Consider the following 13115-nt stretch of genomic DNA (forward strand, 5'->3'; position numbering starts at 1 on the left):
AGCATTCTGCGCATTAAGCAGAGACCGAGACCTCTCGCTCGGGCTAGCGAACCATTCGATTGGATTACTGCTGCACGCGAGAGGTCTCGGTCTCTGCTTAATGCGCAGAATGCTCGACATGACGTTCTCGCCGCTTACTGGTTATCCAGCAGGCCGCGGCCCGATTTGCGGATGTCGCCGCTGGCCGCCAAATCCTGCGCCAGCTTATCCAGGATGCCGTTCACAAACTGCTTGCTCTTGGGCGTGCTGTAGAGCTTGCTGATTTCGATGTACTCGTTGATGGTGACTTTCACCGGGATGCCGCGGAAGAGCTGCATCTCGGTAAGGGCCATTTTGAGGATGATTTTGTCGAGCAGGGCCACGCGCTCCACGTCCCAGTTCTGCACCGAGCCGGCGATGAGCTTCTCCATCTTGTCGTCCTCGATGAGCGTCTGCTTGTACAGCGTTTCGGCAAATTCGCGGTCGTCGGCCCAGTTGGCCGAGAGGTTCATCAGCTCCTGCTTCTCATCGGCGGCGAAGGGCAGCATTTTCAGCGTCTTGAGTACCAGGTTGCGCACGATGGGCCGGTTTTCTTCCCAGTTCAAATCGTCGGCTTCGAGGTGGCGCGGCAGCGCCTCGCCCCGGAACACGAAGTCTTTGTACAGGTGGCGCAGGATTTCGAGGTCGGCGTCGTAGTCGGCCTCGGGCGCGCCGGGGGGCGGGCCGGCCAGGTAGGCCAGCACCGTTTCGTCGGCCCGCATCTCGGCCCAGGCCGCGCGCAGCGAGTCCAGGTCTTCGGCGCTGTCCCAGGCCAGCTTGCGGCGGATGGTCAGGCCCAGCAGCTGCTCGTTGGCCATCAGCTTGGCGATGGCGGCGTTCCGGTGCAGGCGGTCGGTGTTCAGGGCGTGCTCGCTGGGCCCGAGGCGGCGGCGCTCCTCCTTGCTCTGCTCTTCCTCCAGCACGCCCAGCAGGGCGGCGGGCAGGTTCAGCAGGTGCAGGTACTGGTCGTGGATGCTTTCGGCCCCGGCCAGCAGTTGCCCGCCGAAGAACGTGCCGTCCTTTTGCACCTGCGCCTCGAAGAAGCTGATGGCGTCGGCCAGGGCCGCGTCCACGGCTTTGTCGTCGGTCTTTTCGGGGGCCGTGCCGGTGCGGTACCACTCGCGCAGCTGCGCCTCGCCCAGCTTGCGCTGGCCTTCGAGCTGGCGCCGGTCGGGGGCTTCCTTGGCGGCCAGGTCGGGCTCAAACGCCGCCGCGATGCGGTCCTGCGCCAGCAGCAAGTCGGCCCCCACCGCCTGGTGGTAGGCGTAGAGCGACTGCATGACTTTGATACGAAGAAGGCGGCGGTTGAGCATTGCTTGGTTGTTAGTTGCTGGTTGTCAGTTGTTAGGCTGAATGGAAGAAGAACGTCATGCAGAGCGCAGCGAAGCATCTTGCTCGGGGAAGTAATTATTTGCTTCCGCAACGAAGCGGGCGAGATGCTTCGCTGCGCTCTGCATGACGTTCTTTTTTTCGCTCAGGCTAACTAATAAGTCGACTTTACCCGGCCCACGCTGGCGATGCGCTCCTTGGCCTGCTTGATGGCCGCGGCCTGGGGATGGGTGCCTTCTTCTTCGGCCTTGGCCAATACCTGAAGGGTGAAGTCGTAGATTTTCTCGGTCTGGGTGAGGGCGCCCTGGCGGCTGGCGCCCGTCACTTCGGAGTACACGTTGATGAGGCCGCCGGCATTGATGAGGAAGTCGGGGGCGTACACGATGCCGCGGCGCACCAGCTCGGGGCCGTGCTGGTTTTCCACCTTGAGCTGGTTGTTGGCGCAGCCGGCCACCACCTGGCACTTCAGGCGCGCAATGGTGTCGTCGTTGAGCGTGGCGCCCAGCGCGCAGGGCGAGTAGATGTCCATTTCCTGGTCGTAGATGTCCTCCAGGCCCACGGCGGTGGCGCCGAAGCGGTTGGCCGCGTCCAGGGCGCGGTCGGGGTAGTAGTCGGTCACGATGAGCTTGGCGCCCTCTTTCTGCAGGTGTTCCAGCAGGTAGGTGCCCACGTGGCCCACGCCCTGCACGCCGATGCGCTTGCCGGTCAGGCTCTCCGAGCCGTAGGCTTTTTTGGCGGCGGCCTTCATGCCCATGTAGGTGCCGTAGGCCGTCACCGGCGAGGGGTCGCCGGAGCCGCCCATGCTTTCCGGGAGGCCGGCCACGTGGGTGGTTTCCATGCGGATGTACTCCATGTCCTTGGTGGTCATGTTCACGTCCTCGGCCGTGATGTACTTGCCGTTCAGATTCTTCACGAAGCGGCCGAACTTGCGCAGTAGCGCCTCGGTCTTCAGCGTTTTGGCGTCGCCGATGATGACGGCCTTGCCGCCACCCAGGTTCAGGCCCGAGATGGCGGCCTTGTAGGTCATGCCCCGCGAGAGGCGCAACACGTCGTTCAGGGCCTCCATGTCGGAGGCGTAGTGCCACATGCGGGTACCGCCCAGGGCCGGGCCGAGCACGGTGTTGTGGATGCCGATAATGGCCTTCAGGCCCGTCTCGTGGTCGTGGCAAAACACGACCTGCTCGTGCTGGTGCTCGGCAATCTGACCGAAGATGGCCTCGGGGGCCACCGTTTGGGTTTCAATCATGTGGGCGAAATGAGAATGGTGGGAATTGGGAAATGGTTGGGAAGAGTGCGGCGTAACTTTGTTGGGCTGTTATACGGAGAACCTACGACGTCATGCAGAGCGCAGCGAAGCATCTCGCGCGGGTTACTAACCCAATGAGGCGAGCGAGACGCTTCGCTGCGCTCTGCATGACGTCCTGAGTCTTTTCCAGGCCGCAAAAGTACCCCAATTTTCCCAGACCGGCCCCTTTCCCACCCCGCCCGTGCGCGCCCTCAACGCCGTTAACCCTTTCATTTTCCGCTACAAGTGGTACTTCCTCGCCGGGGTGCTGTTCGTGGCCCTGAGCACGCTGCTGGCCATTTTCCCCGCCCAACTGGTGCGCTACGCCTTCGACTTGGTGAACGAGGGCATCGACCTCTACAACCTCTACGCCGGCACCCGGGCCCAGAGCGGCGTGTACCAGCTGTTCGGGCGCAACGTGCTGTTCTACGGCCTGCTCATCATCGGGCTGGCCCTGCTGCGCGGCATCTTCCTGTTCTTCATGCGCCAGACGCTCATCGTCATGTCGCGGCTCATCGAAAACGACCAGAAGAACCAGATTTACCAGCACTACCAGTCGCTGCCGCTGAGCTTCTACCGCCGCAACAGCACCGGCGACCTGATGTCGCGCATCTCCGAAGACGTGAGCCGGGTGCGCATGTACCTCGGGCCGGCCATCATGTACTTTCTGCAGCTCGTGCTGCTGTTCCTGCTCATCGTGCCGCTCATGCTTTTGGTGAACGTGAAGCTGACGCTCTATACGCTGCTGCCGCTGCCGGTGCTCTCGGTCAGCATCTTCTATGTCAACAACCTGATTGAGCGCAAGTCCGACGAAATCCAGAAGGCCCTGTCCGGCATGACGACGTTTGTGCAGGAGGCTTTTTCGGGCATCCGGGTGCTGAAGTCCTTCGTGCGCGAGGCCGACTCGCACGCGCAGTTTGCGGCGGCCAGCAACGACTACAAAGAGAAGTCGCTGAGCCTGAACTTCGTCAACTCGCTGTTCTTCCCGCTTATCCTATTTCTAGTGGGGCTCAGCACGCTCATCACCGTGTGGGTAGGCGGGCAGGAAGTCATCCGCGGCACCATCACCACGGGCACCATTGCCGAATTCCTGATTTACGTGAACCTGCTCACCTGGCCGGTCACGGCCCTGGGCTGGACGTCGTCGTTGGTGCAGCGGGCCGAAGCCTCGCAGGTCCGCATCAACGAGTTTCTGGACCAGAAAACCGACATCGTCTCGCGCCAGCACGTGCAGCGCGAACTGGTGGGCGACATCGTGTTCGAGAACGTGTCCTTCACCTACCCCGACACCGGCATTCAGGCCCTCAAAAACGTGAGCTTCCGGGTGCGGCCAGGCCAGACGCTGGCCGTCATCGGCAACACCGGCTCGGGCAAGAGCACCGTGGCCGCGCTGCTCTGCCGCCTCTACGACGCCACGGCCGGCAGCATTAGCGTCGACGGCACCGACGTGCGCGACTATTCCCTCACGGCCCTGCGCGGCCAAATCGGCTACGTGCCGCAGGACGTATTCTTGTTCTCCGACACCATCCGCAACAACATCAACTTCGGCCTCGACCAGCCCGACGAGGCCCGGATGCTACAAGCCGCTCGCGACGCCGACGTGTACGAGAATATCCTGGCCTTCCCCGAGGGCTTCGACACCAAAGTGGGCGAGCGCGGCATTACGCTCTCCGGCGGCCAGAAGCAGCGCGTGAGCATGGCCCGCGCCCTGGTCAAGGAACCCAAAATCCTGATTCTCGACGACTCGCTCTCGGCCGTGGACACCAAGACGGAAAACGCCATCCTCGGCTCCTTGCAGCGCATCATGGCCCAGCGGACCAGCCTCATCATCTCGCACCGCGTGAGCTCGGTGAAGCTGGCTGACGAAATCCTGGTGCTCGACGACGGCGTCATTGTCCAGCACGGCACCCACGACGCGCTGATGGCCGACGCCGAGGGCCTCTACCGCGCCCTCTACGACCGGCAGTTGCAAACCGAGGAAGCCGCTTGAGGTGCCGATGCGTTAAATACATTTCACGACCAGCACATCAGCACACCGAACAATTAGCACATTAAAACACTGTGAACCAGCGCCTGGCCCACGTTGCGCTACTCGTTCGTGATTACGACGACGCCATTGCCTTCTACACCGATATTCTGGGCTTCAATCTGGTAGCCGACCAATACCTGGGCGCTGGCAAGCGCTGGGTGGTGGTAGCCCCACCGAGTCCGGCCAGTTGTAGCCTGCTGCTGGCCGAAGCCAAAACCGACGAGGAGCAGCGCGGCGTGGGCCACCAGGGCGCGGGCCGCGTCTGGCTGTTTCTGCACACCGACGACTTCTGGCGCGACCACCCTGTGCTGCAAGCCCGCGGCCTGCACTTCCTCGAAGCGCCCCGCCGCGAGCCCTACGGCCACGTGGCCGTGTTTGAGGACCTTTACGGCAACAAGTGGGACCTGCTGGAGCCGCTGGGATAGGCATCAGGCTCACGTTACTCGGTGACCTGCAAGTCAGCAAGGAATGAGCGGACACAAAAAAGACCCGGCAGCTATTGCCGGGTCTTTCTGGGTGTTAATCGCGGGGCTGAGCGGATTAGTCGAAGATGTAGCGCACGCCCACCTGGGCCCGCCAGCGGCTGTTCAGGCTGGTGTCGGTGAAGAACGTCTGGCTGCCGCCGCGGAACGTAAAGGCGGGGGTGTCGGGAGCGGCCGCCGTGTAGCCCGTTTCAATGAGGCGGTTGTTGCCCACCACCTGGCGGTTGCCCCAGCTGGCGTTGAGCAGGTTGCCCAGGTTGAGAATGTCGAGGCTCAGTTGCAGGGTGTTGTTCTTGCCGCCGTTGGTTTTAACGGTGAAGTCCTGCAGGATTTTGGCATCCAGCTGGGTGTACCAGGGGCTGAGCGAGCCGTTGCGCTCGGCGTAGTTGCCGCGGCGCGTTCTAAGGTAGTCGTCCTGCTCGATGTAGGCGTTGAGCTGCTGCCACTGCTGGTCGGCCGATACTGTTTGGCCGGTAGGGGTAGTATAAGGCACCAGGTTAATTTGATTTTGCGTAGCCGGCACAAAAATCAAGTCGTTGCCTTGGATGCCATCTCGATTTATGTCACCGGTATTAGGCGTGGCGCCGGCGTAGGTGTAGCTGAATCGGTTGCCCTGGGCCGCCTCGAAGAAGAAGCTCACCGTGGTGGCTAGCTTCTCGTTGGCATACACGAAACGCCGGCCGCCGGCCGCGATGACGCGGTGCTGCAAGCCAAAGTCGCTGAAAGCGAGCTGCGGGCGGTTGGCGTTGCTCAAGATGGGTAGGCGCTGGAAGGCATCGCCGGCAATTTCGCCGGGGTTGGAGGTAATGTCTTTCGCCTGGGCAAAGGTGTAGGCGGCCGTGGCGAAGAAGCCGCTGGCGAAGTCTTTCTTTAGCTGCCCTGTAAGCGAGTACTGGTAGCCCTGGCTGGTGTTGGCCAAGCCAATGACACCGGCATCAAGAAAAGTGAACTGTCCGTCTGGTCCGTTAAATGCATTTTGGCGCGGCCCGGTAGCCGGGTAGATGAGCCGCTTGTCGGCTCCGGTCAGGGCGATGGAGGGCTGGTTCAGGTTGTAGTTCTGGTGAATAACGGCGTTCAAGTCCTTCGAGTAAATGGCTTCGAGCGTGGCCACAAGGCCGCCGCCGAGTTCGCGGTCCACGGCCAGGTTGGTGCGCCATACCTGCGGGAAACGAAAGTCGCGGCCCGTGGAGTTGATTTGGAACGTGTAGTCGTTGTCGAAGGCAGCGTTGGAGGCCTGGTTGCCAATCCACACCAGCGGAATGCGGCCGGTGAAGATGCCGCTGCCGCCGCGCACCTGGGTTTTGGCCCCGTCGCCCTGCGAGGTGTAGTTGAAGCCCACACGGGGCGAGAAGAGCGGGGTCGAACGCGGAAACTCCGACACGTCGACTTTAGTCGGATTGCCGTCGGCATCGTAGAAGGTAGCCGCTGAAATCTGGGGGTTGGCGGCTACGCTGGTGCTGTATATGGGCAGGTCGGCCCGGATGCCCAGCGTCAGTTTGAGGGCCGGGTTGACCTGGTATTCGTCCTGCACGTACAGGCCGAGCTGCGACACGGTCACGTCGACCTGCTTGATGGGTGCTGCAGTCCCGCTGGCGACCCGGGCGTTGAGGTCTAAGAACCCGGGCTGGCCGGGCTGGGTGTATTTCAGCAGCGAGTCTACTTCCAAGCGCTGATAGCCGTAGCGCTGCAGGTTGAAGCCGTTGACGAAGTTAAACCGCTCGTAGTTTACGCCGCCCGTGATGATGTGCTTGCCCGCAAAGTAGCTCAAGTTATCGGTGAACTGGTACACGTTCTGGTTCAGCAGGTTATTGGCCGAAAACTGCTCCGTGCCAACGGTGGTGTACGTCGTGCCGCCCTTCGTGATGTCAATCATGGGAAAGAGCGGGGCATTGGGCAGGTCGCGGGCGTCGCGGAAGGCCGAAAAACCGGCCTGCGCCTTATTGCTGAACTTGCCATTGCCGAAGGTGCTGTTCAGCTCGGCCACCACCGAATTCAGGTTGTTGTTGATGGTGTAGCCGGAGTTGGCAAATTGCAGCGTGTTCACGCCCGGCACTCGCGACGACGGCGCGATGGCGTTGGCGTTCGGTCCCAGCTCGCGGAAGCTCTTGAGGTAGTTGTAGCGAATGGAGAAAGTGTTGGTCGGGTTGATGTTCCAGTCAAGCTTGGCCAGAATCTTGTCCGAGTACGTGCGGTAGTTGAAGCCTTGGTAGGCGCCGGGGTCGTAGCCGTACACCGACTGCAGGCGCTGGCGAATTGAGTCCAGGTCGGATTGCAGCACCCGGCTCACGCCGTTGAGTTGGCCGCTGGTGGCGGCGGTGGCTTCGGCGGCGCTGGTGGCCGGCCGGAAGGTTTGGCCGGGGTCGGTCTGGCGGGTCAGCTCGGCGTTGGTGAAGAAGAACAGCTTGTTCTTAATAATCGGTCCGCCCAAGGCAAAGCCGCTTTGGTTGAACTGCAGGTCCGGGTTGTCGATTTTGGCGCCTTCCACGCGCTTGCCAATCAGGCTTTCGTTGCGGAAGTACGTGTAGGCCGTGCCCTTGAAATCGTTAGTGCCGCTCTTGGTCACGGCGTTGATGCCCGCGCCCGTGAAGCCGCCCTGCCGCACGTCGTACGGCGCCAGGCTCACCTGAATCTGCTCGATGGCGTCGAGCGATACCGGCTGCGAGGCGGTTTGGCCGCCGGGCGTGGGCGAGTCCAGGCCGAAGGAGTTGTTGAAAATGGAGCCGTCGAGCGAGAAGTTGTTGTATAGGGTGTTGCGGCCGCCAAAGCTCTGGCCGTTGCCGTTGTTGCTGACCTGGGGAGTGAGGCGCGTGAAGTCCTCCTGCGAGCGGCTCACCGTGGGCAGTGTCCGGATGGCCGCCGAGCTGATGTTGGTGGCCGCGCCCGTGCGGTCCTTGTTGATTTGGCCGTCGCGGTTGCCCCGCACCACCACCTCGTCCAGCGCCTGCGCGTTGTCGGTGAGCGTAATGCGGCTCTCAAAGGTTTTGCCCAGCACCAGCTGGATGCCGGTGGCCGTGTAGGTCTGCGCGCCCACGAAGGAAACCTTGATTTCGTACGGGCCCCCGATGCGCATGTTCAGCAAGTCGTACTGCCCATTGTCGCGGGTGGCGGCCCCGTATTGCGTGCCCGAGGGCAAGTGGGTGGCAATGACCGACGCGCCCGGCAGGGGCTCGCCCTTGCTGTCCAGCACCAGGCCTTTCATTGCGGAAGTGGTTACTCCCTGAGCCCACAAACTGTTGCTGCCCGTGAAAAGCACAAAGCCGAGCAGCAATAACAGTAAAATCTTAGTCTTCATAAAAAAGCTTTTTTGTTTATCCGAAGCGTCTCTTCAGAATTTCGGTGCAAAGCTAGATTAACTAATTATGAAGTAGGCTGACGTAATGATTTGGTAATCTTTAGGAGATATTGATTTATATCGTTAAATCAATTATTTTTGACTGACTTGCTAGAAAACGCAACCGGCAAAGCGCAGGATTCCCCCGCCAGTTGAAGTCAGCCGGCGGGGGAATCCTGCGCTTTGCCGGTTGCGCAGCGGGCGTCCGCTGCTCCGGTGAACGGGTAATGGGCGGGCCTTACCGGCCAATCATGACCTGGCGCATGCCGGTTTTCTCGTACGCCGTGCACCGAACGATGTACGACCCGGCCGGGAGTCGGCTCACGTTGAGGACGGCGGGGTTTTGGCCGTTCATCATGGTGTAGGTAAGCACGGGGCGGCCTCCGGCGTCGGTCAGCTCCACGCGGGTGGGGCCGGAGTTATCGGTCTTCACGGTGAGGCGGCCGGTAGCGGGGTTGGCTTCGGCCTTCACCTTGATGGCGTTGGGGTTGGCCGCCGGGGTCATGGGGGCCCGTTTGACGAGGGCGGTGGCGGGTGCCCCCGGAGCCGGGGTGGTGGCCGCCGCCGCCGGGTTTACAACGCCGGTGGGCAATATGGCCTCTTGCTTGGATTCGGGGACGGGAGGAGTTGGGGCCGGCGCGGCCGCGGTGGCGGGGGCCGGCGTGGGGGCGGCCTGGGCGTGGGCCGCTACCGGGACCAACGCCCCGGCCAATAGCAGTAGTAATAGCTTTTTCATAATTGGGTAAGAATACAAACAGCAGGGGGTAAAATTACTGCCGCAAAGCTAAACAAATCCGAGGCCGGATGCTGGGCCTGCCCGGGTGGCGCGGCCGCCCTGCCGGCGCCAGGTCGTGGAGGAAACTTTATGCGGAGCCAGCTTGCGCCAAATCCGAAAATAGGCGTACCTTTGTCGCTCCAATACCAATCGGGGTGTAGCGTAGCCTGGTATCGCGCCAGCATGGGGTGCTGGAGGTCGTAGGTTCGAATCCTGCCACTCCGACGGAAGAGCAGCCGCTCTCAGAAAGCCTCCGAACTTCCGGGTTCGGGGGCTTTTTTCGGCCGCAAATTGGAACAAGGAATCAGGCCGCCCCATCGGCCTGCTTGCGGGGTGTAGCGCAGCCCGGTAGCGCGCGTCGTTCGGGACGACGAGGCCGTAGGTTCGAATCCTGCCACCCCGACACACACAATAAAAAAGCCCTCTTCGCCGCCGAAGGGGGCTTTTTTATTTCAGCAGGTTCTGTTTTTCTGCCGGCGCCCGGCGCGGCCGGGTTACTTTTGCGGCATCATTTCTAATACTCTCTTACTCTCTCTTTCATGAAGAAGATTTTTCTCTTTGCCCTCCTGGTGGCGGGTGCCAAAGTCACTTATGCTCAAAGTATTGCGGCCGGCACCATTTCCCTGGGCGGCAGTATTGGCTACAGCCGCAACTCCGACGAAGTGGAAACGCAAGTAGGCAGCAACACCTTCACCACCGAAGTGGCGGAGAGTGAATTTCGGTTTACCCCGGCCGTCGGCTACTTCCTGGCAGATAACCTGGCCGTTGGCCTGAACCTGGGCTACTCGGCGGCCAGCGAAAAAATAACCAACACCGGCCCAGGCGCCACCAGCCCCAACTCGCTGGACGCTTGGACCAGCTTGCGCGTGGGGCCGTACGTGCAGTACTACAAAATGCTCAGCGAGCAATTCGGGGTGCTCGGAACGCTCGGTGCCGGCTACCAAAATACGTTCACCCCCTCGGCCAGCGGCGGAAACAGCCGAATTATCGAAACCAAAACCAACGGCTTCTACGCTGGCCTGACGCCCGGCGTCATTTTCTTCCCGATTCCTAAATTTGGCATCAGCGCCTCCATCGGTGGCCTGGGCTACGACCGGGTCGAAGTGAAGCGCAGCGACGATGACGACGGCCGCTCACGCAACCTCAGCAACCTCGGCGCCAGCTTCGGCTTCGACCAGCTACAATTCGGAGGGACCTTCTTCCTGGGCCGTTAGGCCTCTGTAGCGGTGAAAAGTAGACGCCCACGGCCGGTTAGCCGTGGGCGTCTGCTTTTCAGTTGAAACAATAACTACGGCAGCAGCAGCAGGCGTCCGGTAGCGGTAATGGGACTGCCACCGGGGCCGGGAACGGTTGCGCGCACCTGGTAGGAACCGGGGGCCAGGGCCGGCAAGGCCAGCGGAACCTGCGCGTGGCCGGTGGCAGCCCCGGCGGGGGGAGCGAAGGTGTGCACCGTGCGCCCCAGGCCGTCGAACACCGTGACCTGGGCGCGGCCGGCCAGGGGCTGCCGGAACCGGAGGGTAACGTAGCCGCGGGCTGGGTTGGGGTACAGCTCCAGGCCGATGAGGCGCGCGTTGGCAGCGGCGGTGGCCTGAATGACCCCTCCCTCGCTCGCGCCCAGGTAAGGCGCGCTGAGGCTGCGCAGGCGGCCGTCGATGTCGCGGGGAACGGCCGCGAGGGGCGGCCCCGTCAGGGCCGGGTCGCTGAAAGAAGTGCCGGCCAGGCGCAGGTCGCCAGCGGCTTCGTTGACGAACGTGACCGGCTGGCTCACCGAGGCCAGGTCGTAGCCCGAGTTGGTGCGCCAGTCGGCCAGCGTGGCCGATGTGACGCGGGCGGCGTTCAACTCCCGGTTGGTTTGCCCCACGGCGCCGTTGGTGCCCGGCGCCAGCAGCAGGTTGTGGTTGCTGGTGAGATTGCCGCGCACCGAATTGCCGTCTACCACAGCGAAGGCGAATTGCCCCGCCACGGCGCTGAGCCGGTTGATGAGGATGTTGTTGCGCAGCTCGGCCGGAAACGCGCCGCTGCTGCCGCCGCTCAGGTAAAAGCCAGCCGAGGCGTAACTCACCGGTTGGGCCGCGGCCGGCAGCACGATGGTGTTGTGGAAGGCCTGGGTGAGGCCGCCCCCGCCCGCCTGTTTGAAGAGCCAGATGCCCAGGGCGTAAATGCTATTGTCGGTGGCGCCCGGCACGTAATCGACGCGCGAAATGCCGCCAATGAAGTTGTTGAACACCTTCAGCGTGTCGCCCAGGATGATGCTGGCCCGAATGCCGCTAGCCAGCGACCCGCCCGTGCCGGCGTAGCGCACGTAGCCGATGCGGTTGCCGGCAATGCGCCCGCTGGCGTTGTCGAGGCTGATGGCGGCGGCTGTTAACCGGGAAGATGGGAGCCCCGTTACGCACCAGTACACTGTCGATGCGGTTGTCGAGCAGGTTCAGCCGGCGCTGCGACCCGACGGCAATGCCCAGGGCCGAGCCGTTGGCGCCGTCCAGGCCAATGAAGCGCTGGCCGCCGAGTACGCAGCCCCGCACCTCGTTGCCCTGGTCGGGAAAGGTGGGCAACCCGCTTAAGTTGGCCCGGCCGGCCAACTGGATGCCGATGGACGCCCGGTCCACTCGCACGTTGAGGACGCGGTTGAAATCGTTGGTGCTGCCCGTGGTGGTGGCGGCCGACACCGCCCACACGCCCCGCGTACCGACGGCCGCCGCGGGCGCCGGGCCCCCGCCCAGCCGCACCGCGCAGTTGCTCACCGTCACGTGGGTGCTGCCTTTGGTGGCGGTGCCGGTGAGGTAATAGCCGACCTCAATCTGGTCGGCGGCGGCGGTGCCGCCGTCGGCTACGTTCAGCGAATCGAAGGTGATGTAGTCGCAGGCCGTGAGGGTGACCGCGGCTTCGGCAGCGGCGCTGGTGCCCACGGGGCGGAGCGTGGCAGTGCCGCCGCGTCCCACGAAACGCACCGGGTTAGCCGCCGACGAGCCGGCCAAAGTCGTGAGCGCAATGCGTTCGGCGTAGGTGCCCGGCCGCACGGCTACTGTGAGGCCCCCCGCGCCCACGCCCCGCGTCTGCAGGTCGGCTACGGCGGCGGTGAGGGTGGGGTAGGAGGGGCTGGCGCCGCCCACCGTGACGGTCCCCGTGAGGGCCTGCGCATGGGCCGCCGTGTGAGCCAGCAGCCCAAAGCTGGTCAGGAGAAGAGGTTTTTTCATCAGCAGTCAGAAAAGAAGTGAAAAAGAAGATGGTAGCCAAAGCAGCCGAAGCCCAGGACGTATTCCCTGGCAAAACCGGCCGATGCTAATTTACTCCAACCCACACTTCCGAATCCTCACCGGGCCCGAACCGCTCCAGGTAGAAGTCGCCCCGTTGGATGAGCTTTTGCTCCTTCACGGCCTCCAGGGCGGCGGGGTAAAGCTTGTTGGGTGAGAGCAGGTAGCTCACGCCGCGCAGGCGGGCGGCCATTACGCGCTGCCCGGCCGGCACGAGGCGGTAGCGGAAGCCCGCCGGCAATGCCTGCGCGGTGTCGGCCACGGCCAGGCCGATGAAGGCGCGGATGGTGTCGTGGGCAGTCTCCGGGTCGTTGAGGTAGAGGTTGGCTAGGTCGCCGCGGAGGCGGCCCTGGTCCTGGGCTTCCTTGGCGCGGCGAAATAATTGGCCAAATTCGTCGCCGCGCACCGAGCCGTAGAACGGCTGGCCGGCCAGGTAGAGCGGGGCCGCCGTGGTTTCGAGCGCCACTTTGGGCTCGCGCGTACCACCCAGGTACACGTAGGCGCCGGCCGCCGCCACGGTGAGCACGATGATGACAAGGAAAAAATAACGCATGACGCTTTGCTCAATGAAGAATTAGGAATGAAGAGTGAGGAATGGAAAATCCCCTATTT

General features: G+C 62.9%; 9 protein-coding genes and 2 tRNA genes. 5 read left to right on the forward strand and 6 right to left on the reverse strand.

The features are described from left to right. Positions 1–134: 134 nt before the first annotated feature. Together nusB and RMO51_RS17170 are read right to left on the reverse strand one after the other, a co-directional pair. Positions 135–1298 carry a transcription antitermination factor NusB gene (gene nusB, locus RMO51_RS17165; protein WP_310396686.1) on the reverse strand — a complete coding sequence of 388 codons (1164 nt, stop codon included), beginning with the start codon at positions 1296–1298 and terminating at the stop codon, positions 135–137. A gap of 203 nt (positions 1299–1501) precedes the next feature. After that, the gene (locus RMO51_RS17170; RefSeq protein WP_310396688.1) at positions 1502–2593 is read right to left on the reverse strand and encodes a Glu/Leu/Phe/Val dehydrogenase dimerization domain-containing protein; all 1092 of its coding nucleotides are present in this window, start codon (positions 2591–2593) and stop codon (positions 1502–1504) included. Between the two features lie 241 nt (positions 2594–2834). Between RMO51_RS17170 and RMO51_RS17175 the strand changes: the two genes are divergently transcribed. Both RMO51_RS17175 and RMO51_RS17180 read left to right on the forward strand, forming a co-directional pair. Further along, complete coding sequence (locus RMO51_RS17175) at positions 2835–4622, forward strand: ABC transporter ATP-binding protein (protein WP_310396689.1); 1788 nt, start codon at positions 2835–2837, stop codon at positions 4620–4622. A 71-nt stretch (positions 4623–4693) separates the two neighbouring features. Beyond that, positions 4694–5086 (forward strand): VOC family protein, encoded by a 393-nt coding sequence (locus RMO51_RS17180; RefSeq protein WP_310396691.1) that lies wholly within the window; start codon positions 4694–4696, stop codon positions 5084–5086. A gap of 115 nt (positions 5087–5201) precedes the next feature. Here RMO51_RS17180 and RMO51_RS17185 read toward each other — a convergent pair whose 3' ends face one another. Continuing rightward, positions 5202–8342, reverse strand: coding sequence for a TonB-dependent receptor (locus RMO51_RS17185; protein ID WP_310396693.1), 3141 nt, complete (start codon positions 8340–8342; stop codon positions 5202–5204). 370 nt (positions 8343–8712) lie between these two features. Next, on the reverse strand, positions 8713–9210 hold the full coding sequence (locus RMO51_RS17190; protein ID WP_310396694.1) for a T9SS type A sorting domain-containing protein: 498 nt from the start codon (positions 9208–9210) through the stop codon (positions 8713–8715). A gap of 190 nt (positions 9211–9400) precedes the next feature. Here RMO51_RS17190 and RMO51_RS17195 point away from each other — a divergent pair. The 3 genes from RMO51_RS17195 to RMO51_RS17205 all read left to right on the forward strand — a co-directional run bounded on the left by RMO51_RS17195 (position 9401) and on the right by RMO51_RS17205 (position 10463). After that, positions 9401–9474: transfer RNA gene (locus tag RMO51_RS17195), tRNA-Pro, on the forward strand. A 104-nt stretch (positions 9475–9578) separates the two neighbouring features. Continuing rightward, a tRNA-Pro gene (locus RMO51_RS17200) sits at positions 9579–9652 on the forward strand. Positions 9653–9788: 136 nt separating this feature from the next. Next, positions 9789–10463 carry a hypothetical protein gene (locus RMO51_RS17205; RefSeq protein WP_310396696.1) on the forward strand — a complete coding sequence of 225 codons (675 nt, stop codon included), beginning with the start codon at positions 9789–9791 and terminating at the stop codon, positions 10461–10463. 74 nt (positions 10464–10537) lie between these two features. Here the strand turns inward: RMO51_RS17205 and RMO51_RS17210 are convergent, their stop codons facing one another. Further along, entirely contained in the window at positions 10538–11653 is a 1116-nt protein-coding gene (locus RMO51_RS17210; RefSeq protein WP_310396698.1) for a hypothetical protein, read from the reverse strand. A gap of 878 nt (positions 11654–12531) precedes the next feature. After that, positions 12532–13056, reverse strand: coding sequence for a hypothetical protein (locus RMO51_RS17215; RefSeq protein ID WP_310396700.1), 525 nt, complete (start codon positions 13054–13056; stop codon positions 12532–12534). Between the last annotated feature and the right edge of the window lie 59 nt (positions 13057–13115).

The organism is Hymenobacter sp., from assembly GCF_031398885.1.
GTDB lineage: Bacteria > Bacteroidota > Bacteroidia > Cytophagales > Hymenobacteraceae > Hymenobacter.

Excerpts from the sequence above, each read along its gene's own strand:
- RMO51_RS17190 (WP_310396694.1), bottom strand. The coding sequence starts at position 9,210 with ATGAAAAAGCTATTACTACTGCTATTGGCCGGGGCGTTGGTCCCGGTA.
- RMO51_RS17185 (WP_310396693.1), bottom strand. The coding sequence starts at position 8,342 with ATGAAAGGCCTGGTGCTGGACAGCAAGGGCGAGCCCCTGCCGGGCGCG.
- nusB (WP_310396686.1), bottom strand. The coding sequence starts at position 1,298 with ATGCAGTCGCTCTACGCCTACCACCAGGCGGTGGGGGCCGACTTGCTG.
- RMO51_RS17215 (WP_310396700.1), bottom strand. The coding sequence starts at position 13,056 with ATGCGTTATTTTTTCCTTGTCATCATCGTGCTCACCGTGGCGGCGGCC.
- RMO51_RS17205 (WP_310396696.1), top strand. The coding sequence starts at position 9,789 with ATGAAGAAGATTTTTCTCTTTGCCCTCCTGGTGGCGGGTGCCAAAGTC.
- RMO51_RS17170 (WP_310396688.1), bottom strand. The coding sequence starts at position 2,593 with ATGATTGAAACCCAAACGGTGGCCCCCGAGGCCATCTTCGGTCAGATT.